Origin of the sequence: Lacinutrix sp. Hel_I_90 (assembly GCF_000934685.1) — a bacterium.
In the GTDB taxonomy this organism is placed as follows: Bacteria; Bacteroidota; Bacteroidia; order Flavobacteriales; family Flavobacteriaceae; genus Lacinutrix.
Genome location: NZ_JYNQ01000001.1, coordinates 1,461,570 through 1,486,211, shown reverse-complemented (window position 1 = coordinate 1,486,211; position 24,642 = coordinate 1,461,570). Strand labels below are relative to the sequence as shown.

At 35.7% G+C, this 24,642-nt stretch carries 17 protein-coding genes; 5 read left to right on the top strand and 12 right to left on the bottom strand.

Translation table 11 applies throughout. The annotated features are described in order from the left end of the window. Positions 1-2 precede the first annotated feature (2 nt). From GQ46_RS06630 to GQ46_RS06620, 3 genes are all read right to left on the bottom strand, one after another. Positions 3-698, bottom strand: coding sequence for a hypothetical protein (locus GQ46_RS06630; protein ID WP_044399531.1), 696 nt, complete (start codon positions 696-698; stop codon positions 3-5). A gap of 387 nt (positions 699-1,085) precedes the next feature. Continuing rightward, positions 1,086-2,171 carry a methylmalonyl Co-A mutase-associated GTPase MeaB gene (meaB, locus tag GQ46_RS06625; RefSeq protein WP_044399528.1) on the bottom strand — a complete coding sequence of 362 codons (1,086 nt, stop codon included), beginning with the start codon at positions 2,169-2,171 and terminating at the stop codon, positions 1,086-1,088. A gap of 234 nt (positions 2,172-2,405) precedes the next feature. Further along, a complete protein-coding gene (locus tag GQ46_RS06620) occupies positions 2,406-2,951 on the bottom strand; it encodes a DUF2911 domain-containing protein (protein ID WP_044399526.1) in 546 nt (181 codons plus the stop codon). A 246-nt stretch (positions 2,952-3,197) separates the two neighbouring features. On the opposite strand from GQ46_RS06620, the gene GQ46_RS06615 reads away from it, so the two are divergent. The 4 genes from GQ46_RS06615 (at position 3,198) to GQ46_RS06600 (ending at position 6,567) form a co-directional block, all read left to right on the top strand. After that, positions 3,198-3,725 (top strand): RNA polymerase sigma factor, encoded by a 528-nt coding sequence (locus GQ46_RS06615; RefSeq protein WP_231567333.1) that lies wholly within the window; start codon positions 3,198-3,200, stop codon positions 3,723-3,725. Further along, positions 3,709-4,272: a hypothetical protein gene (locus tag GQ46_RS06610; protein ID WP_044399522.1), complete on the top strand. Its 564-nt coding sequence runs from the start codon at positions 3,709-3,711 to the stop codon at positions 4,270-4,272. The genes GQ46_RS06615 and GQ46_RS06610 overlap by 17 nt, the downstream gene beginning before the upstream one ends. 96 nt (positions 4,273-4,368) lie before the next feature. Further along, positions 4,369-5,844 carry a hypothetical protein gene (locus GQ46_RS06605; RefSeq protein WP_044399519.1) on the top strand — a complete coding sequence of 492 codons (1,476 nt, stop codon included), beginning with the start codon at positions 4,369-4,371 and terminating at the stop codon, positions 5,842-5,844. Between the two features lie 30 nt (positions 5,845-5,874). Then, positions 5,875-6,567, top strand: a complete 693-nt coding sequence (locus GQ46_RS06600; RefSeq protein ID WP_044399516.1) for a peptidoglycan DD-metalloendopeptidase family protein — start codon at positions 5,875-5,877, stop codon at positions 6,565-6,567. A 17-nt stretch (positions 6,568-6,584) separates the two neighbouring features. Here GQ46_RS06600 and GQ46_RS06595 read toward each other — a convergent pair whose 3' ends face one another. From GQ46_RS06595 to GQ46_RS06575, 5 genes are all read right to left on the bottom strand, one after another. Then, positions 6,585-8,771: a radical SAM protein gene (locus GQ46_RS06595; protein ID WP_044399513.1), complete on the bottom strand. Its 2,187-nt coding sequence runs from the start codon at positions 8,769-8,771 to the stop codon at positions 6,585-6,587. 186 nt (positions 8,772-8,957) lie between these two features. Beyond that, on the bottom strand, positions 8,958-9,908 hold the full coding sequence (locus GQ46_RS06590) for a tRNA-dihydrouridine synthase (RefSeq protein ID WP_044399510.1): 951 nt from the start codon (positions 9,906-9,908) through the stop codon (positions 8,958-8,960). Between the two features lie 171 nt (positions 9,909-10,079). Then, positions 10,080-11,375, bottom strand: coding sequence for an MFS transporter (locus GQ46_RS06585; protein ID WP_044399508.1), 1,296 nt, complete (start codon positions 11,373-11,375; stop codon positions 10,080-10,082). A 103-nt stretch (positions 11,376-11,478) separates the two neighbouring features. After that, a complete protein-coding gene (locus GQ46_RS06580) occupies positions 11,479-13,308 on the bottom strand; it encodes a Xaa-Pro dipeptidyl-peptidase (RefSeq protein ID WP_044399506.1) in 1,830 nt (609 codons plus the stop codon). Positions 13,309-13,787: 479 nt separating this feature from the next. Beyond that, positions 13,788-17,240 carry a pyruvate carboxylase gene (locus GQ46_RS06575; protein ID WP_044399504.1) on the bottom strand — a complete coding sequence of 1,151 codons (3,453 nt, stop codon included), beginning with the start codon at positions 17,238-17,240 and terminating at the stop codon, positions 13,788-13,790. A 277-nt stretch (positions 17,241-17,517) separates the two neighbouring features. Here GQ46_RS06575 and GQ46_RS06570 point away from each other — a divergent pair, with 277 nt between their 5' ends. Next, a complete protein-coding gene (locus GQ46_RS06570; RefSeq protein WP_044399501.1) occupies positions 17,518-18,117 on the top strand; it encodes a hypothetical protein in 600 nt (199 codons plus the stop codon). 186 nt (positions 18,118-18,303) lie between these two features. Here GQ46_RS06570 and GQ46_RS06565 read toward each other — a convergent pair whose 3' ends face one another. The 4 genes from GQ46_RS06565 to GQ46_RS06550 all read right to left on the bottom strand — a co-directional run bounded on the left by GQ46_RS06565 (position 18,304) and on the right by GQ46_RS06550 (position 24,481). Continuing rightward, on the bottom strand, positions 18,304-19,155 hold the full coding sequence (locus GQ46_RS06565; protein WP_231567332.1) for a DUF4238 domain-containing protein: 852 nt from the start codon (positions 19,153-19,155) through the stop codon (positions 18,304-18,306). A gap of 247 nt (positions 19,156-19,402) precedes the next feature. Continuing rightward, positions 19,403-21,607: an AAA family ATPase gene (locus GQ46_RS06560; protein ID WP_044399496.1), complete on the bottom strand. Its 2,205-nt coding sequence runs from the start codon at positions 21,605-21,607 to the stop codon at positions 19,403-19,405. A gap of 219 nt (positions 21,608-21,826) precedes the next feature. Then, positions 21,827-23,110, bottom strand: coding sequence for a hypothetical protein (locus tag GQ46_RS06555; protein ID WP_044399493.1), 1,284 nt, complete (start codon positions 23,108-23,110; stop codon positions 21,827-21,829). A gap of 621 nt (positions 23,111-23,731) precedes the next feature. Then, positions 23,732-24,481, bottom strand: coding sequence for a hypothetical protein (locus tag GQ46_RS06550; RefSeq protein ID WP_044399491.1), 750 nt, complete (start codon positions 24,479-24,481; stop codon positions 23,732-23,734). Positions 24,482-24,642: the final 161 nt, after the last annotated feature.

Below are 24,642 nucleotides of genomic sequence, written 5' to 3'. Positions count from 1 at the left end.
TATTATTTTGGCGGAGGAGCTAAATCTCCTTCATTTAAAATAGTACTGGTAACCTCTTCTACAATTAATGTGTTTAGGCTAAAAGGATTCAAACTAGCTTCTTGTTTACGTTGTTGTTGCGTCTTATAGTAATTGTTAATACGTTTTTTTTGATCGTCTGTATCTAATACTAAATCGTTAAGTATTAAAAAATCACCTTTAATTGGATTACTACGGTTATCTGGTTTTATAGCAAAAGGGAGATGATTTAAATTCAGGTATTTAGAATTCATACCTGGGTTTTCAGCCGTTGGAACAAAAAATACGGTTTGCTGATTATTAAACCTTTTAGAGGTTTGTTCATTGTATCGTCCAAAGTAAACTCTAATACCAGTGACTTTCTCTTTTGGGTTTTCCTTTTGTATGGCATCTATATAATTAATGTAATGTCTCATTTCATCCAGAGAAAACCAAGCGAACTCAGTCTCTTTAAAAGTAGTATCATTATATACCTTTTGTAAGGTTGGATTGATTACTTTATCCTTAATTCTATTTTGCGTGTTATACATAATAACAGCCTTTTCAACAGGAATGATCTGTCTAGGAGGCTTTGAATTAGGCTTTGGGTCTGTTGTCGTTGTGGTCTGATCATTACAAGAAAACAGGATTAAAGTTACTAGTGATAATGACATCACCTTTAAGAAATGTAGTTTTTTCATTATATTGAGGGTTTAGTTCTGTACAAAGCTAACGCATTTCTTAACATAAGAAAAGGGTGTTTTTCCCCATAATAAGTCTAAACAAGCTCTTATTAAATCAAGAGTAGCGCCTAAAATCTAGTTGTTTTCCAAAGCTCTGTTTTACAGGGATTTACCGCTAATTTGCGCTTTGTTTTTCTGCAATTTTGTCGCAGTAACTTTTTAGAAGCACAGCGAAAACCGAGAAACTTTACTAGTGGAACTTTAAAATGAATAACAAAAAAACGCGTCTTTATCAAGACATTTATAAGGAAAATATTTTTTGGAAGTTTGTTTTTGTAAGGCATTAGCGTTATCGCTTTTCTCAAGCTTTAACTGGGGTTTCTCTCGAAGAAACTATAAGGTAACCTACGTTGTTTTTTCAAGAGATAACAAGTACTCGGCAGCTACAAAAGGGGTGGTCTCGTTATTTTCAATTAAGTCCAATTGCTTTTTAAGTTCTATTTTAATGTCTGCACGATTGAAGAAATCACTTTTTAGTTGGTCTTCAATGGTTTGTAGTAGCCAGAACTTATTTTGCTCATTGCGTTTTTTGTAGAAATAGGTATTGTCTACTGTAAGGTTGAGGTATTCTGAAATAATAGCGTATACGTCAGCGATGCCTTCATTTTTTATCGCACTACAGGTTATTACTTTAGGTTGCCATTGTGAAGCCTTTTGAGGATATAAGTGTAGTGCACGGTTGAATTCTACTTTTGCCAGCTTTGCGCTTTTTAAATTGTCGCCATCTGCTTTGTTAATGGCAATCATATCTGCCATTTCTATAATACCACGTTTAATACCTTGCAATTCATCACCAGCTCCAGCCAATTTCAGTAGTAAAAAGAAATCTACCATACTATGAACGGCCGTTTCACTTTGACCCACACCAACAGTTTCTATAATAATGGTATCGAATCCTGCTGCTTCACAAAGTACAATCGTCTCACGGGTTTTCCGTGCCACACCGCCAAGGGAGGTGCCCGAAGGTGACGGGCGAATAAACGCATGCTCATTTTTAACCAAATCTTCCATTCGGGTTTTATCGCCCAAAATACTGCCTTTGGTTAATGAGCTACTGGGGTCGACTGCGAGGACTGCTACTTTCTTATCTATTTCAGTTAGATAAGTACCAAAAACTTCAATAAACGTGCTTTTTCCAACGCCAGGAACACCGGTGATTCCAATACGAACCGACTGGTTTGCATGCGGTAAACAGGCTTTTATAATCGCATGGGCTTGTTCTAAGTGTTTCGGGTTTTTGCTTTCGACTAAAGTAATCGCTTGACTTAAGGCTGTGATGTTACCGCTAAGAATGGCGGTCACCATTTCCTGAGTCGATTTTTGTTTTTTTCGGCTTTCCTTAATTTTTAAAATTGAATTTGCACTGGTAATTTCAGGAGCTGAAATACCTTCGTTTTCTTTTAATGCCGATTTATTTGCTTTTCGATTCAAGTTTAAAAAAATAAAGTTTAAAGTTCCGTATTTAAAGTTTAAAATTCAAAGTTTAGCTGGTAAAACATTAAAAACTTATGGGTCTCCATAAAACGAATCACTATTTTTTTATTGTGTAGAGATAGCTACACAGGGAAACAGACGGAGACAGCGTTTAGCATGTTTGTAATACTGCCGACTAAATCCTGCCCCTATCAAACCAAAGGTATTGCGCAAGTATACTGTGACTGTAAACTATTTTAGCGGGACAACAACTTTTGCCTGATCCCACGCCATGGTTAGCGATAAGTTATCTGTAGAATTGTCAAAAGCAATCGTGAATTGCTCAACAGGCTTATCTAATTTTTGAACGGGAGCAGTAAAAGAGATCACATCAAAATCTGCAATGTGCATGGGTTTCATCGTCTCATCGACGCCCCATTTGTATTGTTTAGAATTAAACATCACTTGCCAAGACGAGTCGTTTGGTATGGTCCAAAGCGTGTACTTGCCCTTTGGCAATGAGTCATTTCCAATTTTTAAAGCCTTATTAGTTTCAAAAGTAGTCGCTTCATTGGCGCCTGTTCGCCAAACCTGATTAAAGGGGACTAAAGCACCAAAAACCTCACGGTTTCGTTTTGAGGGTCTGTTATAAAAGATTTTTAGATCCAAATCATCAACAGAAAATACAACGGTTTTTTTTGGACTCTTACGGACTTCAAAAACACCCGTTTTAGTAAAATAAAGATAGCCTAAAAAGGCAACAGTGATAAATAATAAAAAAACGATAAAACGTTTCATAAATCAATGTAATTAAGGTTCATTTTGAAAAAGTAAAGATACTGTAAATGCGGAGGCTAGTCAATATATTAACGCAATTTTAAGCCTGTTTCTTATCACATTCAGAAAAAAAATGTAACTTTTTTGTCACACTACAATTTAAGTGTCGTCTTTAGAATGAACTTGCCTTAATTTTTTATAAGTTAAGCGCAAAGAACACTAACCAAAAACCAAACAGTGAGGAGCGTTCAATCAAACATTATTGAATTGTGTAAACAGAACAATCGCAAGGCACAACTGCAGTTGTATAACCAATATAGCGAGGGTATGTTCTTTGTCGCACAACGGTTTCTTAATCATACAGCAGAGGCCGAAGATGTGGTGCAGGAGGCCTTTATTAAAGCGTTTTCAAAACTACATCAGTTTCAAGGTGAGGTTACTTTTGGAGCCTGGTTAAAACGCATTGTTATTAACAAAAGTATCGATGTGCTCAAACTAAGAAAGCAGCGCTTAGTCGAGCTAGAAGAGGTGCATCTCAAAGTAGTCGATACTGCAGATAATGAACATTGGTTAGTTAGCGACGACACCACATTAGAGGAGGTAAAAACGGCTATTAACAGCTTGCCCGAAAAGTACAGATATGTAGTGCTCCTATTTTTGATGGAAGGGTATGACCATCAGGAAATTTCAGACATTTTGAATATTACTGAAGTCGCTTCAAGAACACAGCTCTCAAGAGGCAAGTTAAAATTACAAGAATTATTAAAGCATAAAAGTTATGGCGAAAGATATTAGAGACTTATTTGATGCAGATAATAAACGGTCTAAAGACCCTATGCCAAATAATCATGAAGCACGTTTTTTGAGTAAGCTTGAAAAAGCCTTGCCGCAAAAAAAGCAAACCACATTTAATTGGTTGGCTATTGCAGCAAGTATCGTTGTACTCTTAGGGGTAACTTTTGGTGGGGTTCATTATTTTAAGACTGTAAAGCCAAGCGTTGAAGTGGTTGAAACAGAAGGGCCTGAAGCAAAAACGAAAACGTTAGGGGATATCTCGCCAGATTTAAAAAAAGTAGAAGATTATTATGTTGCACATATTAATTTAGAACTCTCTAAAATGAAGTTAACTCCAGAAAACAAAGAATTGTTTGACGGTTACCTTTCACAATTAGAAAATTTAAAAAAGGAGTATAAAACACTCTCATTAGAACTAACCAAAAATGGACCAGATGCACTCACGGTAGACGCGCTTATTAATAACCTTAAATTTCGGTTAAACTTAATGTACCGCTTAAAAGAACAATTAAAACAATTAAATACCATTGTTGCCGCTCAAGGTTAAATCATCAAAACTGTTGCGCAATGACAGTTTCGCAACACATCAAAAAACGAACAGCTTCTACTGTAGTAGTTTAAGTTGTTATAAAAATCAGAAATCATGAAAGTAAATATAAAAATAATACTCTTGCTTTTTTTCGCGACGCTTAGCATTTCGGCACAACAGCGCTTAGAGAAAGCCTCGCAAACAATCAAAGCAAATAAGAACGTGACGATCACTTTAAATACCAGTCACACCAATATTGAAGTCGATACTTGGAACAAAGATTACGTGGAGGTCGAAGCGTATATTGAAAGTAAGAAACTCACGAAAGAAGCATTACACGCTTTTTTAGAAGATTGGGATCTGGACATCTCTGGCTCTGGTGACGCTATTCGTATTACCTCTAAAGGCTCTCGAGGCAATTGGTCTAGCGCTATGAATCTCGATATTTTAGACAATGAATCTTTAGAAGCCTTATCTAATATAAACTTTGATATGGATTTAAATTTAAAACCACTTTTGGAGGGTTTAAGCGGACTGGAGTCTTTAAAAGATTTGCCAGAAGCACTTAAGGTATTGCGTATTCCAGAATCTCCAGATGGTAATTATAATATGGATTTTGATTTTGATGCCTATCAAAAAGAAGGCGAGACCTATTTGGATGCCTGGAGCAAAAAATACAGAACCGAATATGGTGAAGAATATGAACAAGAAATGCGTGATTGGGCAAAAAGTATTAAGCAATCAGACCTGAATAAATTCGAAAAAGAAATGGAGGCCTGGGGTGTAAAATTTGGTACGGAGTTTGGAAAAGCTTTTGAAAATGGCTTCGGTAAAGACTTTGAAAAAAGCATGGAAAAGTGGGGTGAAGCTTTTGGTGAAAAATTCGAAAAGGAATTTGCACCAGCCATGGAGAAATGGGGCGAAGAATTTGGTAAGGCTTTCGAAGCAAAAATGGAAGACGCTTTTGGTGAAGGCGATTCAAAAGGGAAGCAGGCGAAAATGAAACCACAGGATCTTATAAAGACCCTAAGAATTAAAATGCCTAAAAAAGCACAATTAAAACTAAACGTTAGGCATGGGGAATTAAAGATGGCTGCGGTGATGCACAATGTAAAGGCCGATTTGGCACACGGTAAATTAACGGCGCAAACTATTGATGGGAGTCACACTTCCATCAATGTGTCGTATAGCGATCTTGCTATTGTAAACTGGACTGCAGGTGAATTAAAATTAAAATATGTAGATCAAGCCCTAGTTGGTACTGCTAATGAACTATTATTAAATGCCGTATCCTCAAATATTGCCATCGCTAATTTAAAAGGCAACACGGTTATTGATGGCAGTTTTGGTGAACTGACCATTAATAACATTTTGCCCAGCTTTAATAACCTCAATATTGTTTTAGAGAATAGTGATGCCCGATTAAAACTGCCTAAGACTTTAGATTATAAGCTGTACTTTAAAGGCAATCGTTCAACATTCAATAATGAAACGCTAAGTAATAAGACCATAACCAATGACCCAAATTCAAATAGTGCGAATAATACCATTGTTATTAATGCAAAATTTAGTTCTGTAATTACACAATAATCTGCTACTTTTGGGTTTAAAATGTTCTGAATGAATCCAAATGATTTTACTTCTTTTTTAGCTGAAATGGCGCAGGATACGATACATGTTATTGATGCCTCTATTCCAAAAAGCAGCTATTGTTCCATTGATTTGTCTGACACTAATGCAGACCTACTAAACGTCGCAATCGCGTCGTCTGAAGCTTGGGACGTTTACCTCACAAATTATCTTAAAACCCACAATAAAAAGGTCGCCTTTGGTGGGTACCTTGAAAAGCGGGGCATCTATAATCGCAGCGATTATTTTAACAATCAAAACCCAGAAACAGAACGTAATATTCACCTAGGTTTAGATTTATGGGTGGCCGCAGGAACCGTTGTATTAGCAGCTTTTGACGCGGAGATTCATAGTTTTAAAGACAACACTAATTTTGGGGATTACGGGCCAACTATTATTTTAAAACATACGATTAATGCTATTGAGTTCTACTCCTTATACGGGCATTTAAGTCGCGAATCGATTACTAAACTACAAGTAGGTGAAAAGGTGAAGCAAGGCGAAACCATTGCGCATTTGGGTACTGCAGAAGTGAATGGCGATTATGCACCGCATTTGCATTTTCAAATCATCAAAGATCTACAAGCTAATCGTGGGGATTATCCTGGGGTGTCTTCAGGGCGTGATTTGGAATTTTATAAAACGAATTGTCCAGATCCTGAGATCATTTTAAAGTTAAAATAGAAGCGTTTACATGCATTTTAAACCACCAACAGTCCAAAATCATTCAGCTTTAAAATGGGTTTGGAGAACCAGAACAATTCAAAATTTTCAAATTGCGATTCGAAATCTGTTTTTAATGCAGACAAACTAAACCCTTTGTTTTCTGAAGGTTTTAATTGCTTTAGCTGTTCTAAAAACCAGGTGCCTTCCGCTTTATTCAACGTAATTTGAAGCGTTTCGGTACTGTCGTGAAAGGTCAATTCTAAGAGTTCATTAGTAAAGCCTTTTTTTGTTTTTGTGATGGGGTTTACAATAGGCTGATGCCCTAACCATACTATTTTTGCCGACGGTTTTATTTTAAAACTGGTTACGGTTTCTAAACAGTCTTCAATATAAAAAGGCGCAATCGTGGTTTGCGGAATCTCAAAATCAAACCACTCCTGAAGGTCAAGGTCAAAACCAATACCATGCATAAAATTGAACAGCGATTTTTTTAAGCCATAACTAAATTGACTATGGTCTATACCAGTGCTGTCTGTAAAATCAACATCATTATTGGCAAACGAAATCGTTTTGTAGTTTGGCGTAATCCCATACTCTGAAGGGTTTAAACCAATAGGACTATGTGCCGTTAATGCAAACTGGTGCCAAAAGCCAGACTGTATAATCCCCAATTCAAATAACTGCCGTACCATTTCTAAACTATCTACAGTTTCCTGCACGGTTTGTGTTGGGTAGCCATACATTAAGTAAGAATGCACCATAATATCGGCTTCGGTAAAATAGCGGGTTACTTGCGCCACTTGTTCTACTGTGACGCCTTTATCAATAAGTTTTAATAAACGGTCTGATGCCACTTCTAAGCCGCCAGAAACGGCAATACAGCCAGAGGCTTTAAGTAAGTGGCATAGGTCTTTGGTAAAGTTTTTTTCGAATCTAATGTTGGTCCACCAGGTTACGGTAAGTTTCCGTTTTAAGATTTCTAAAGCTAAGGCTTTCATGAGTGCTGGTGGTGCAGCTTCATCTACAAAGTGGAACCCATTTTCACCCGTTTGTGCCATAAGTTGCTCCATGCGGTCTACTAAAAGGGCGGCGGCAATAGGTTCGTAAATTTTAATATAATCTAAAGAAATATCACAAAAGGTGCACTTTCCCCAATAGCAACCATGTGCCATGGTGAGTTTATTCCAGCGCCCATCGCTCCATAAACTGTGCATGGGGTTAGCGATTTCTATGACAGAAATATAGTCGTCTAATAACAAATCGCCATAATCTGGGGTACCAAGATCCTGTTGTTTATAGTCTGCTTGGGTTGTGTTGTTTTTGTATGTAACGGTATTGTTTTCTAAAAGAAAGGTGCGTTTAAAGGCTTTTAAATCTGGGTTTTGAATGTGGGCATTTAAAAGTTCTATAGGTAATTCGCCATCATCTAAAGTTATAAAATCGAAGTATTCAAATACCCGTTGGTCTGTAACCGAGCGCAGTTCTGTATTTGGAAAACCACCGCCCATCGCGATCTTTAAATTGGGATACTGTGCTTTTATGTGTTGTGCGCAACGAAAAGCCGCATATAAATTACCTGGAAAAGGGACAGAAAAGCACACCAGTTTTGGTTGTACCTTTTTTAAGCGTTGGTCTAAAATAGTTAGGGTAATCTCGTCTATAAAAGTGGGTGCGTTTTGTAGCTGCTCATAGAGTTCATCAAAAGCATTGGCACTTTGGCCTAAACGTTCTGCATAGCGACTAAACCCAAAATTGGGGTCGATACATTCTATAATAAAATCTGATAAATCTTCAAGATACAAGGTCGCCAAATGTTTGGCCTTATCTTGCATGCCCATTTCTCCAAACGCCCAGTCCATATCATCTAACTGATTAAAACGGGAGGCACGAGGTAAAAAATTACTGGTGCATATTTGTCTGGCCAGCGTTTGGTTTTTGCCTTGTAAAAACTGAATAACAGCATCTAAAGGGGTTAAATAATCGTCTTTTAAGATGTAGATGCGCTGTGCATTTTCAGAAACGATAGCATCGTTTTTGGCGGCGGTATTAAAAAGTATGTCAAAGGTTTTTTTACTGAAGAGCTCCAAAATCACTTCAATACCTAAGTCCATTTGAAATGATGAAATTCCTTTAGTATTCAAAAACCCTTTTAAATAGGCTGTTGCTGGATACGGCGTATTTAATTGTGTAAAGGGTGGTGTGATGAGTAAAAGGTCTTTCAAAATAGTGTGTCAGAATTAAAAAAAACAAAGATAGTTGTATCCTGTAAGGTATTTAAAACCTGAGGGGTATTTTTTTAAGCCTTATCCTGCAAGGTTTTTAAAATCTAGCTCCTAATTTTGAGGCTATCGCTAGGCCTTCCGAAGAAAAAAAGCTTTAAAAAGAAACAGAACTAGCACAGCGGGTCATTAGCTGCGCTCATTATTTAAAATGGTCGCTACGGCTTGTTGGTATTTCTTTGGGTTTCCCGCTTTTTTTATGGCTTTGAGTGTTTTTTGCGGATTATCAAACGACTGAGAAAAAAACTCCCAAAAGCCTAACATCTTCATTTTTATTGGGGTGGGGCCAGAGAGGTATTCGTCGTATTGCTGGTAAATCGTGTCGTGAAAGGCTTTAAAAGTCTCCCATCTGTTTTCTGGGTATTCGGTAGTGTTGTTTTTAATCATTCTCGGTAAAAAAGGATCGGCAATGAGTCCGCGACCAATCATAAAATGGTCGATACTAGGAAAACGCGCCTGCATGGTTTTAAACGCCTGAACACTGGTAATGTCGCCGTTATAGTACAATTTGTGTTTCGTACTAGTGATGCATTTTTCAAAAGCCTCTAAGTCTACTGGGCCTTTATAAAGTTGCTTGCCAATTCTGGCGTGAATAGCAATATTTCTAAGTGGATATTTATCTAAAACAGGAAAGGCTTCTAAAATTTCTTCAGCATGTTCATAGCCCATTCGCATTTTCATAGAGACCACAATATCCGTTTCATTGTGTGCGCGATGTAAAATGGTGTCTATTCGTGAGGGGTTGCAAATCAAGCCAGAACCCATGCCTGATTTTGTAACCATAGGATAGGGGCAGCCTAAATTCCAATTCAATTCTTTATAACCCAAACTTTGCACGTACTTAGCGACAAACAAAAACTCTTCAGCATCATTGGTAATAACTTGCGGAATCACCTCTAAAGTGGTATTGTTTTCTGGCGCCAAATCATTTTGATAGGACTGCTTGATCTTAAGCTTTCCGTTTAAGCGAATATAAGGCGCATAAAAGGTGTCTATTCCTCCAAAGTAATGATGAAATGCATTCCGAAATCTGAAATCGGTAAAGCCTTGTAAAGGCGAAGAGAGTAGAGTAAAAGCCATTTAAAAATTGAGTTGGGCAAATATAGCGGTTATTCTTTATTAAGCGTAAAAAAATAAGTGTTCCCACCTTGTATTATTATACTGGCAGGGCTATTAATTTGGCTGTTGTGCTTTTAAGAGGCGGTGGCTTTCTAAGTACAGGCGAAATTTAAGGCGTCTGGTTTAATAGCGTTATTCAACCTCAGGCAATTTGTAGCTTTTATAGGCGCCTAAGAGACCAAAAAGCGAGAGTACTAAAATTACACCTTCTATAGAGACTAAAGAAACAAGAGCACTTAAGCCGCCGGTAATTAATAAAATAAAACCTATGGTTGTATTGCTTATCGAGACATAATCTGTGCGTTCATTACCTGTGGCCATGTCTACGATGTAGGTTTTTCGCCCCAGTCTAACGCCACCATGGGCAATGCCTAAAAGAAAAAAGGCAACAGGATACACCCAAATAATACTTTTTATGGTTTCTGAGTAGGTTACGATTAAAAACGTAGCGATGCCTAAAAAGGAAGCAATAAGCACGGCAAGAGCCATGACATTTTTACTAGATTTATCTGAAAACTTCCCCCAAGTAGGGGCGCTAATAATTGAGGCAATACCGTTGGCGATAATAAACAACCCCAGAAGATAGGTCTCCTTGCCGATGTTGTTTTGCGCCAATAGAATATAATACGGTGCGGTTAAACCAGAACAGAGTAGCAGGGAACGCGCAATTACAAAATCTCTAAGGGGTTTGTCTCTTTTTAACAGGCCCAATTTAGATAAAACAGAGGGTTTGTCTTGCTCTGGTTTAGTAACTGCACCCGGGAATTCTTTTATTCTTGCGTAAATAATAGCAGCGATAAACCACATGGCGGCTGCGAAAAAAATAAGCGTACTGTAAAAGGTGATGGTCGCTTCTGTTTTAGATTTATACAATAAAAATAAGCCGGCAGCCAAAACAAGTGCTCCAGAAACAGAAACGGTATAGCCTTTTAATTTTCCGCGTCTTGTTTTCGGGATGCTTTTTCCCAAGACATCTTTTGATGCGATAGAACAAATACTCCTGGAAAGACTAAATAAAATAACAGCCACTATAATTAACCAACCGGCTTGAACGCCTTCAAAATATAAGGCAATAAAACCAATAGACGCCACGGCTAGAAACTGCATCAAAGACCCCACAACCCAAATCCATTTTCTAATGGCCTTTTGGCTAACGTATGACGAGAGCATTATTTGAGGTAGCATGGAGCCAGATTCTCTTATGGGCACAATAAGGCTAATAAGATAGACTGGCGCATTAACATAACTCATAAGCCAGGTTAATACTGTTTTAGGATTACTTAAGGTATCTCCTAATTTAGTAAAGACGTTACTCGCTAAGATTAAGAAATAATTTTTAGAGACCTGTTCACAAGCGTCATCAGTAATATCGATACAAACACGCTCATGTTCGTTTTCGTTATTTAAATATTTATAAAGGGTTTTCAACTACTGTTTTAACGAATTAATGATTCCTGTCTTTTTTATTGCGTGAAATTAGCAATAAAAAACCAGCTTTGAAAACTCCGTTTGTTATCCTTAAATCAATGATTTAGATGCTCTTTTTAAAAGCATCTTCACCACCAACCACGGGTATGGTTATGCTTGTCTCGTCTAAGTCTACAGTTAACTCTGTACCAGGTTTAGGGTGTAGCGTAAATTCTTTATCACTCGCAAAAATCACTAGGCCTATTTGTTGTCCGGCTCTAATAATCTGATCGTCTGGTTGTAATTTAAAGCTTAGTTTGTAAAATTCCCCAGGTACTAAAGGCGAGCTTTCGCTTAGCGATTCATTATTTTGAGGATCTGCCCAACCTCGTGTGATAATATTATCGGTAATTAATTTAGAATCACTTTCCCATGGCAATGAGACCATCCAAACCGATAAGTTTACTGCTGGCTTATTGCTAGACACACTAATTGTTATTTCAGTTTCTCCAGAAAGGTGTAGGTCTTTCTCTAGGATTGGCGTGGTATACAATAATCTGTTTTTAGATTTTTTTGCTTTAGCGTGTGCTTCACCAGAAATGGCGTAGTTATCTGTTAAGGTTTCTGTTCTCTGGCGGCTTTTGTTTTTTCGTGTTAGCTCGCCCACTTCATTGCCGCCTTTATTTAAATACAGCGTCACTGGTTGTGCTAATGGATTAGGATACGCACCATAGGGCGTAGGATTATCTCGGGCATCATTTTCTCTAACAATCCAGGCTTGCTTATCGTTTTCTACTCCATTTTGTACCCCGTGTAAATACCGTGTAAACCAACGGTTCATCATGCGCATTGGTGGCGGTCCACCATGACCGTCCTGGTGATAATATATTTGTGTTGGGAGCCCTTGTTTTTTGGCTTGCTGATAAATACGGTTACTGTGTTCCGGCATCACATTCCAATCATTAAAACCGTGTGACATCAGTAAAGCCGCTGTCATGTTTTCCATCTGATTTAAATAATCACGGCCAGCCCAGAAATCATTATAATCTCCAGTAAGCCTATCCATACCATAGCGCATTTCATTATCACGAACGACTCTGTTACTGTACTCGCGTTTACTTTCATCGCCACTATGAATAAAATCATAAAGCACATCAATATCTTCGCCTAAATACCCTCCTGGTGAACGTACCAAGCCGTTAGATCTATAATAGTGATAATAAGAGGTGTTAGGGGCAATAGGGATAATCGCTTCTAGGCCTTGAACGCCTGTTGTTGCAGCTGCTATAGGCAGGGTGCCATTGTAAGAGGTGCCCGTCATACCCACCTTTCCAGTCGTCCAGGTCGCATAAACCGATTCATCACCATCTGGCGTGGTAAAGCCTTTGGCTCTACCGTTTAACCAATCGACCACCGCTTTTGGCGCTAAGGATTCATTTGGACCACCTACCGTTGGGCTACCTTGCGATAGTCCGGTACCGGGAGAAGAGGAATGTATTACAATATAACCACGAGGTACCCATTCCTTAACTAGCGAATTAGAAATGACTGGGCGTTTTCCTGTACGTGTTACTTCGGGGTGTGCACGAGCAACGGTTGTGGCTTCTCCAAGCTCATGCTCCACATTCCACATGATATTAGGGACATCTGGAGCAACACCAGCGTAATAGGGGCTGCTTTCGTAAACTACCGGAAGTTGTAAGGCTTCGGTTTCTGTTTGTAAAGGTCTGGTGACAGACACGTGCATGCGGTCCATTTGGTCGTCACCATCGGTATTAAACGTGGTTTCTACCCAAAGATCATGCGTTATCCAATCTTTAGGATTACTGAAGCCTTCCACAATTTGTGCTTCGCCATTTTCAAAAACAGGCACAGTTTGTCCTTGTGTGAAATAGAAAGTTCCAAGACACAGATATAGAAAGAGTATACGAGATATTTTTTTTGCGAGTATCATAGGTTAGTAAAGATTTGTTATAACAACAAGTTAAAGAATTTTTTGCAAATTAATGCTAGAAAGGCAGGAATGATTTTTAAAATAAAATTACCGCAGTGAAAAAAATGCGTTTTTGCAGGGTGTTGGCGCCCAATAACTTAATTTAAGAGACGGTGGCTTTTTAAAATTTTTGGGCTAATAGATAGCGCTGCCAGTAAGGGGTAAAGCAAGGGGGGTAACAGCTGCTTTTTTATAGGCTGATAAAGCCCCAGAGGGGTTGTGTACAAAAAAAAATAAAGGAATCAATACGGTACAAAAAGCAGCAGACGCAAACTAAAAGAGGCTGTCTAAAAAGACGCGTTTATTGTCATATTGAGCCTGTCGAAATATTTTAACCTACTGGTAATCAATATTAGTTTCGACAAGCTCAACCTGACAAAGTAAATTTAAAAGTCTTTTTAGACAGGCTCTTTAATGTTATGCTGTTATTGAACAGAAAATTAGTCTATAGTTAAAATCAAATCCTCTGGTTTTACCATGCTGCCTTCTTTTAAGGTCACCGATTTCACTTTTCCTGACTTAAATGCCGTTACTGTGGTTTCCATTTTCATGGCTTCAATAATAAATAACGGATCGTTTTCTTCAACCTCCTGACCTCTTTTTACAAGAATCTTGTATAAAGACCCTTGTAAAGGTGCGCCAATTTGATTTGGGTTTTCCGAATCTATTTTTGCGTTTTCTACTTTAGTAATGTTTAACGATTTGTCTAATACATCTACAAAACGGTTTTCGCCATTCACCTTAAAAAACACGGTACGCATGCCATCTTCGTTAGGAATACCTACCGAGAGGAACTTAACAATAATGGTTTTACCAGGTTCTAATTCTATTAAGGTTTCTTCACGCGGCTTCATGCCATAAAAGAAATTCTGTGTGGGTATTAAGGCTAAATTACCGTAGTTTTTATAATTCTCATGTGCGGCTTCAAATACTTTAGGGTATAAGGTATAGGATAAGAAATCTTCCATTTCTATTGCCCGTGTAAAGCCTTTTTGAAATTTCTTTTTAAAGGCGGTAAACTCTTCATCAAAATCTATAGGTGCTAAATGCGCATTCGGTCTATCGGTATAGGGTTTTCTATTTTTTAGAATTATTTTTTGAAGTTTCTTCGGAAAGCCTCCAACCGGTTGTCCTAAATCCCCTTGAAAGAAACTAATCACCGAGTCTGGAAACGAGATTTCCTCCCCGCGGGTCATCACATCTTCGGTCGTGAGGTTATTGGTGACCATAAAAATCGCCATATCCCCAACCACTTTAGAACTTGGCGTTACTTTTACCAAATTCCCAAAGAGGGTATTCACTTCGGCATACATGGCTTTAACCTCTTCAAAACGATCGCCAAGGCCTAATCCTATGGCTTGCGGACGCAAATTTGAATACTGTCCGCCAGGAATCTCATGATTAAAGACCTCTGCTGTACCGGCTTTTAATCCAGATTCAAACGGGTAGTACAACTCGCGGGTGTCTTCCCAGAAATTAGAAAATTGATTTAAAGTCGTCATGTCAAAATCATGCGCGCGTTCTTGGTATTTCATCATCTCAACCACCGCATTAAAATTGGGTTGTGAGGTTAATCCAGATAAACCACCTAAGGCCACATCAACCACATCAACACCAGCTTCAATGGCTTTTAAATAGGTTGCAGTTTGTAAAGATGAGGTATCATGCGTATGTAAATGAATTGGCACGTTTACCGTGTCCTTTAGTGCGCCCACCAATTCTGTAGCCGCATAAGGTTTTAATAAGCCTGCCATGTCTTTTATGGCAATCATATGCGCCCCGGCATTCTCCAAATCTTTAGCCAGTTGCATGTAATACTTTAAGTCGTATTTGGTTTGGTTGACATCGAGAATATCACCGGTGTAACTAATAGCACCTTCAGCAATACCGCCTGTTTTCTCACGCACGTAACTAATACTTGGTGCCATGGCTTTCACCCAGTTTAAAGAATCGAAAATTCTAAAAATATCCACACCATTTTCCCATGATTTCTCTACAAAAGCTTCGATTAAATTATCTGGATAGGCTTTATAACCTACGCCATTAGACCCGCGTAAGAGCATTTGGAATAAGATGTTGGGTACGGCTTTACGTAATTCTCTTAAGCGGGTCCACGGACTTTCGTGTAAGAAACGCAAGCACACATCAAAAGTAGCACCGCCCCAAACTTCCATACTAAAGGTATTGGGATGGTTTTTAGCAAAACTTTCGGCAACCTTGAGCATGTCGAAGGTTCGCATTCTGGTGGCTAATAACGACTGGTGTGCATCCCGCATGGTCGTGTCTGTATACTGTATTTTTTTCTCGTCTTTTAACCAAGCACAAAACTTTTCTGGTCCCAGTTCTGTGAGTAAATCTTTAGTCCCTTTTGGGTAAGTTTCAATCGTATTGTGTTTTGGGACTTTCGGTTTTCTAAAGACTTTAGTTTCATCAATAAACTTCACATCGGGATTGCCGTTAACAATCACTTCTGCTAAATACCCTACGGCTTTAGAGGTTCTGTCTTGCGAGAGTTTTATTTTGAATAGTGACGGGGTGTTCTGAATAAAATTCACGGTGACTTTCCCTTCCTGAAAGGTCTCGTGCTGAATCACGTTTTGTAAAAAGTGAATGTTGGTGTTTACCCCTCGAATACGAAATTCTTTTAGGGCCCGCGTCATTTTTCTTATGGCACCATCTAAGGTTCTACCATGCGCAGAAACTTTTACTAGCATAGAATCGAAAAACGGACTCACCTTATAGCCTTGGTAAATACTCCCGGCATCTAAGCGAATGCCCATACCTGAAGCACTACGGTAGGTGGTTACTTTACCATAATCTGGGGTAAAATTATTTCCAGGATCCTCTGTTGTTAGTCGGCATTGCAAGGCAAACCCATACGTCGCTAAAGACTCCTGTTCATATATTTTTATTTGTTGGTCTGAGAGTTTGTAACCACCGGCAATAAAGATTTGTGTTTTTACCAAATCGATACCCGTAACCATTTCGGTAACGGTATGTTCCACTTGAATACGCGGATTCACCTCTATAAAATAGATGTTGTCTTTTTGATCCACCAGAAACTCTACGGTTCCAATGTTGTTATAATTTACTTCGGAAGCAATGTCTACCGCATACTTGTATAGCGCGTCTTTTACGCTTTGCGACACGTTAAAAGAGGGTGCAATCTCGACTACTTTTTGATGACGGCGTTGTACCGAGCAATCGCGCTCAAATAAATGCCTGATGCTGCCGTGTTTATCGGCGACAATTTGAACTTCAATGTGTTTGGGGTTTTCAACATACTTTTCTAAAAACATGGTATCGTCACCAAAGGCATTTAGCGATTCGTTTCGTGCAGAATCGAAGTTAGACTCCAAATCTTCAGCTGTTTTTATAATACGCATCCCACGACCACCACCACCAGAGGCGGCTTTAAGCATAAGGGGATAGCCAATGCTATTGGCTTCACTAATGGCTACTTTTAAAGACGTTAGTTTCTTTTTATTACTTTCTATAATAGGCACGTTGCATTTAACGGCTATTTTTTTAGCTGTAATTTTATCACCCAAGGCATCCATGACCTCAGGATCTGGACCAATAAAAATAATGCCTTGTGCAGCACATTTTCTAGCAAATTCAGAGTTTTCAGATAAAAAACCGTAACCGGGATGTATGGCATCGACCTGTTTCGATTTTGCCAGTGCAATAATGGCATCGCTATCTAAATAAGGTTTTAAAGGTTGGTTGTCTTCACCAATTTGATAGGATTCATCGGCTTTATTACGGTGTTGTGAGTAACGGTCTTCGTAGGTATAAATGGCAACCGTTGTAATGTTTAATTCCGTACAAGCTCTTAGTACTCTTATGGCAATCTCGCCTCTGTTGGCAACCAGAATTTTTTTTATTTTCATTGTAGTTGTGCTGTGTTTTTGAATAATATCGGGTTTTTTAGCTATTTAATGGTGTAATTATGGGTGTTTTTTGTGTTTTTTATGCTGGGGATAAGGTAATTTTTAATTGTGAAAAATACAATGCATGCATAGTATTTTTTTAAATGAAGTATTAACCCTTTACTCTGGGCTTCTGTATTTATAAAAAACGAATAAAAAGGCATGTAGTAATGAAAAAAGCGGCCGGCTAGTTTTTAGGTATAATTGCTTAACTTAGTCTAAAATAAAACGAAACCCTATGGCACAATTAGCATCAGATTTAGCGACTTTCGAAATTTTATCAGACTGTGATTCCATTCCGTCTGAGGCGCAAGTGTATTCTGTAGTTATTAAACAAGTCGCTAATGCCGTAGATGAAGCGATTATTACGCTTCTAGATGGCGATGCTAATACAGGGGCCTTTCCTATAGCAGACGCAGCAACCTTTGAGATAGGGATTAGTATTGAGATCAGGTTAGGCTATAACTCTAAAAATAAATCTGTTTTTAAAGGCAGGGTACAGCAACAACAAATAAGCATTACTGGAGACATGGGGTCTTTCCTACTGGTCACTTGCGCAGGAGACTTTGTGCGTGAACTGGATATAGACACTGCCACCGCGCCTGTGTTACAGTTTACTTATGGAGATGATGTGTATGACGCCGAGATAGCGACCAACAAAGAAGAGACCACCAGCGTAAAGGGTACGCTAAAAGTTATGGGTAGCAGTATCCCAGCGGTTAATGACCGGGTTGGGCTGCATGGATTTGGGAAACGCTTTAGTAAAACGAGTGTGGTTACAGGGGTGTTACAGGATTTAACCAAAGGTTCTTGGTTTACTATTGTAACGGTGGTTTAAGCGCTAGAAGTAAGGTATACAGCGCATTTTATGAGCGCATCGTTGCTAAAGGAAAGCCTAAGCTAGCATTACTGCATCTTTAAAAAGTTGTTAAACCAGTATTTTTACAATGTGAAGGCAGGCTTACTATAGGATGCTAGGTATAGAAGTGTGTTGGTTGGTAATTAAGTGAAATTGACTTGTTTTTTATTCCCGAATTTTAGTCGGTTCATATTTATTACTAAAAATGAGATACTCGTCTAAATTCCGACCTATTATATTGGCTAGTCGGTCAAAAGTTTCGAAATCGATTTGGTTTACTTTGTCATTTTTTAAATTCCGAAGCGGATTTGAATTTAATTCCGATTGGTCGTTATATAAGAACACGCAATATTCTTTCGAGAGAGGAAAATATATTTCCGCCTCAATTGGCATAATCCATTCGTTTTTCCCTTGCCAATCTATAAATACTGGATTGTCAGATATCAACCACCCATAACCTTTAGGACTTTTTAATATTAGTTTTTTGAAGCGCTGTAAAACGTAAACCAAATGATTCATAAGTGTACCAACTACAATATTCAAATGAGTTTCTGGTTTTAGAATGTCTAATAAAAATTCTGTTTGTCCATTGTCTTTTTTAAATAATGTTATTTCATTCAATAGTTTTTTTCGAGTTTCTATGTCTTCAATCAGTAGGTTGATAAAACACCTAAAATGGCTTGTGCGACACAGAATATTCGGTACAAAATGATTAAGTAAATCTTTGTCCTTTGGTGTTAGAAGCTTTTGTTTTTCAATATTGTTTATTAGTCGATGGTAATCATTCTCCAATCTTCCGCTTAAGGTCTCAAAATGTCTCCTAATTTCAAAATCTTTAAATGGCAAGTCAAATATATTCTCTTCGGCAGTAAATTCCGATATTTTCACGTTTTCTGTCATTCCAGAACCTAATTTCATTACAGAAACCATCCATATTCCATCTTGTTCATAACCGAATTTTTTCAAGTAAACTTGAGATAACCTATGTTGTTTTTGTATTTCTGGATGTTTCTTCAAAATGTTCGTTAAGGGACATCTGTTCGTTAAGGGACATCCTTTATACAACGGTTAGTATATGAAACGTAGGGCGATTAAAAAGCACTTTTGTTTCGATTTATTACTTAGCTAAATATAAATATTTTGCTTTTATTTTTTCTTCTACAAACACCAAATTTTATATTTAGCGGTCTCTATTAATATGCACAGAACTTTGGATTTAGCACAAACACCCTATGTTTTTTTATACATTGTTACCTGTCTGGGTTTATTCTTCATCTTCTATTCCCATCATCATCAAATAGTGTCCTTTGTTTTCTGTGTGATAAAAAATATTTTTAAATACTTCTATATATTTTACAATCGTGTCATCAGGTGCTTCAATATATAGGTCGTCAGGAAGCGTGTGAGAACCTTCATTTGTCCAACTTAGAAGTGAGCGACAAATATCTTTTTCTTCTCTAGATTCAAATTTGTTAATTAGGAAATCATCTCTTTTATTACCTAAAATACTATAAAAATTTTCTAAAATTCTTCTCATTGTATTTTGAATAGTAATTCCTGAATTATGTTCCCATTCTTTTATTTCACGCCATAATAATTCATAAGAAGATTGAATAGGGTTTTGTTCTCCATAAGAGTGAATGATAGATTGATTATTATTTTTTCTTAAAATCCAAAAAGAAGGTTTCTGTCCTTTTCTGTTTAGTCCTTCATATGATACTTCTTTATGGAAATAGACATTATGTGTTAATAGAATTAATTGCTTAATATTTCCTTCATCAGTTTTTATTTTTTTCACAATTTCTTTAACTAGTGTGCTAACAATGAAAAGAACATTACTATCTAAACTAGATATTGGGTCGTCAATTACAAGGATTCGTTCTTCATTTACGCTTTCTTCATTACGACCACCTTTGGTTAATTGCAAATAATATAAAAATGTAATAAACGTAACTTCTCCTTCACTTAAAGTTTTTTCTGCAATTGTTCCATCTTCTCTTTGTATTTGATAAAAACCATCTTCTGTTGCAGGTACAATTTTGAAATTAATAAAACCATAGTTAATTAGAAGTCTATTAATTTCATCTATTGTTGGTTGAATACTAGTGACATTTTTACTCAAATTTTTAATCTCAGTATCTAAAATATTGTAAGCATTTTTCTTTTCTTGAATTTGTAATTTTAATGCTGTAATTCCTGTTTCAATTCCTGTATTATCTGAATTGAATTTTGTTATTTGGGTAGTAAATTCATTACAGCAGTATTTCCAAACTTGTTTTATTAATGTTTCTCGTTCAGTATTGTAATTACTAACAATAAGATTGTTTTTGGTTATTTCAGTGTTTGCATTTTCAATAAGACTTGAAATAAGACCAAATTGCTCTTCTAAATTGATTAATTCAACACTTCTGCTAGGTTCTTTTGCTTTATTGTTTAATAGTTCCTTATTTGCTGTGATTTGGCTAATAAGTGTTTTTAAATAAGCAGAGAATTTTTCTAATTCAAGTTTATTGTTTTTTTCGTTTTTTTGACTTGTTTCTAATTGGTTTAGTTCATTCGCTAAGTTAGAAGTAAGTAAAAGGTATTCTTCTTTTAAGCTTTTAATTGTTTTTATATCTTCTATAAATTCTCCGTCAAAAAAACTATCTAATTGCTTTTTGAAACCTTCAGTTATTGTGTTTTTTTGACAAAAAGGACAAGTTTCATCTTCTTGTATATAACTTTGACCTTGGTTAACCCAATCGTTAATATTTAATTTCTGAATTAATTTAGCAATATTAACATCAGCCTTTCCGATAATTATTTTTTGCCAAATACTCGTTTTTTCAATTTCAATAATTCTACTAAATTGAATAGAGTTTAGTAAGGTTACATTTTCAGGTCTTTCTCCAAATACTGTTTTAGATTTCTCTTTTAAGTAATCAAGTGGTTTTATGTCAGAAGTATTATTTTTATTCTCAAGTAGAATTTTATTTTTAAATGTTTCTTTCTTTGAAGAACCAACAAAAGCATCTTTAAAAGTGGTTTCATATTTTTTATAAATATAATTCCAACAGAACTCTTTAAATGTATTTATTACCTCTTCTTTTTTTTCTAACCTTCCTTCAAGAGTTTCATTTTTTTTGACTCTCTCAATTTTTAATTCTTTTAATAAAATCCCCTTGTCTTCAATTACTTGTATTTCGTCAGCAGTTGCTTCTCCTAAAGTAAAAACACCACCAAGTTTTCCATTACCAAAGTTTCTTTTTCTGAATTCTTTATTATAAACTAAAGTTTTTATTGCGTCATTTTCCCAATCTAACGAACAATGTTCAAATTTGGCTTCTTCTGTATCGTGTAAATAATTTGAAATTGTTGTTTTCCCACAACCATTCGCTCCATAAATAAAATTTACTCTTTTCAGATTATCTATTGTTGTTCCATCATTATCAAATGTTGCAATTTGGTTTATTGAAATAGATTTAATCATTTAGTTTGCGGTTGGTTTTGTGCTTGTTGGTAACGTTGTTGTATATGGTTAGTTGCGTGTTTTAAGCACCTAATTTAGCAAATACAAACCGAATTAAAAATCTGTGAGGATTTTTAAAAGTGGGTGAGAACTAGTAATTACTTATAGCTATTTTTGTACAATGTTTTTCTGATTTCTAATAAAATAGTTTCGGAATTCTACATCACTCAAAACTCAATTTTATTGATTTTTATCATTATTAGATTTTGGTTTGGTAAAGTTATATGTTATTCCAAAGAAATGTCCAAATTTAAATTTTTCATTAACAGGAACATTTCCGTCTGTACCAAGGTCATATGTGGTTTCTCCATCCACTACATATTCACTTTTCAAAACATTAACTCTTCCCATTGAAATACCAGCATGAATAACGAATCTTTCATTTTTTCCTAGAATTAACCCCATACCAGTAAGCAATTGAAATTTTTGATTTGAGGTAAACATTGCGCCAAAATTTAAAGTTGGTCTGGCCCAAGAACCACCTCTGAGAGAAATATTAACCATAGTCCCAAATCCAAAATCATAATCTCCTAAATCATTTTCATAGATATATTTTTCATTATTTTCTGAATCTGTTGTGTAATATTCTTTATCAAAAAGTGATGTTAAATAAACTCCGCCACTTACATCAATTTTTAATCCACCTTTAATCCAAACTTTATATTTATATGTTTCAGGTGTTTCATTTTCTCCATCATATATATCCAATTGAATTTCAACATAGTCTATATTGTCTCCATTAATATCTAATGGTAAGAGATAAATGTTTTCTCTTGTATTTAATAGTTTTTCTATCAATAATCTTGTAGATTCTAAAATACTATCAATCTCATTTTGAGTTACTGATATACTAGAACTCAAATTATCTACTTCATTTATTTTCTCTTTTAAATCTTCTGTTTCTTTTAAGTAGATTAAATACTGTTCTTTAAAAGAATCCTTCATTAAATTAAACTCATCAAAATTTAATTTGTCGTCATCAGAAATATTGGAAATAAAGCTATTTATTGACTTTTTAAGTTCCAAAATTTTATCTTTTAATTCACTTTGAATAGCCTTAACAATATCTTCTGTAAATGCATTTGGTGTATTAGGGAATTCATCCAATGACTCAGGAATTCCATCTCCATCAGTATCTTTTTGGAATCCACCTTCATCAATATTTGAATCACTTGCGGAAGGGCTGAATGTTTCATTTGTAAATAAGTTTACTTTATTATAATTTAAAACATATCTATATCTGAAAGGATTCCCATTAACTAAATTAAAGGCTAATGGATTTCTATTTTTGACTATTAATTTATTCTCATTGCTAGAATGGTTTATACTTTTTTTGGTTGGTTTTGATAAGTCCAAAGTAATTACGGAAGTAGTAATGTTTGTTTCGTCAGTAGTATTTTCATTCTGTGAAAATGAATTTTGAATAGAAACTAGAACGAATATTATAATTAATATTTTTTTCATAAATAATGGTGGTTTTTGTTTAGTTGAATTATTTCTAAAAGTTATAAAAAAATGTTAATATTTAATGTCACTATCTGAATTTTATGATTTTGTTAAATGTTGTACAATAATGGTATATAGTTAAATAAAAAAAACAACATTAATTCTGGTTCTTTTACAACCTCTGTATGTTGCCGTTTTAAAACGGGGCATTTTTATACTAATGTGCTTTGCTATAGCCCAAATGGCAGTGTTCTCATTAAAACTATTTTTTTAAATGGCCGTATTTACTATTCTTAATTAACGAAGCTACAGGATTATACTTACATAACCTATACGTAGAATTACGTATTTTTTGTGAAGTTATAAATGTTGGTTGCCAATATATTACGGGTAACCGGAAGAGGGTGGAATAGGTGGGTTTTAACTAAAAGACGCCTTTCAAGAAAAGCGGGTTTTCTATTAGTTTGCTTTAAGCCTTACTATTTGGAAAGTGGCAGGGGGTTTGTAATACGTTGGTAAAACAGGTTTTTGCCATTGCTAAATCAGGTTTACTATGGGATGCTAGGTATAAAAGTGCGCTAGTGAAAAATTAATAGTTTTTACTTGTTTTTTGTTAGGGTGCTTTGTTGTACGGCGTTTTTATAATTCCCAATATCTAATCCAAATAGGTTTTAATAAAATTGAATTTCTTTCATTAATATATTCGATTAGTTTTTTTTCCTCAACAGTCAATTTTATATTTTTCTTTTCAGAAAGGTATTCTAAAGATTTTGCACCATAATTTTGAAAATCGATATTATATGATTTTAACCACTTACGATATACTTGTCTAAAGTTTACATCACTTTTATAATAAACAAGTTTTGCATCTAAAATTTCTATTTCACTATTTTGGTTAATTACATAATCGAATTTTGTGTCAATCATTGACTCGTTGATGAAATCAGAATAATCAGATTTAACATTGTAAAACGAATTATGTTTATCAATAACTTTAGCGAGTTTTTCAAAGTCAAAGTAGAAGTTTACTTTGTTTCTGTAAGGCTCATAGTTTATTAATCCAATGATAGAATCATTTTCTTTATAGACATTAACTTTATAGGATTTTGTCTTTAATCCTGGTTCTTTTTCAGAATATAGTATGTTAACATTATAAATATTTTCTGTTAAACCAAAATCTATATTTCTTTGAAGCATTTCTTTTGTATGGAACTCATTTACTTTAGTAATATGTGTAAATTTTTTCATTAATAAACTATCAATGTCAAAATCAGTAAAGTTTTTAAAATAGCCTTGTATTTCATAATCAGCTTCTATTTCTATTCCATTGTCTTGAGCAACAGAATTTAAGTGTATTATGAATAAAAATATAAAAGGATAAAATTTCATAGTTTTGAGTGAGTTCAAATGACGTACAACAAAGATATATAGTTATTATTCAATACATTTAAAGAGAGTTAACTAATAAGTAAAATTAGATTTACGACATTAATATTCTTTCTTGTATTATTTATTGCGGGTAACCGTAAGGGCGTGGAATACTTGGGTTT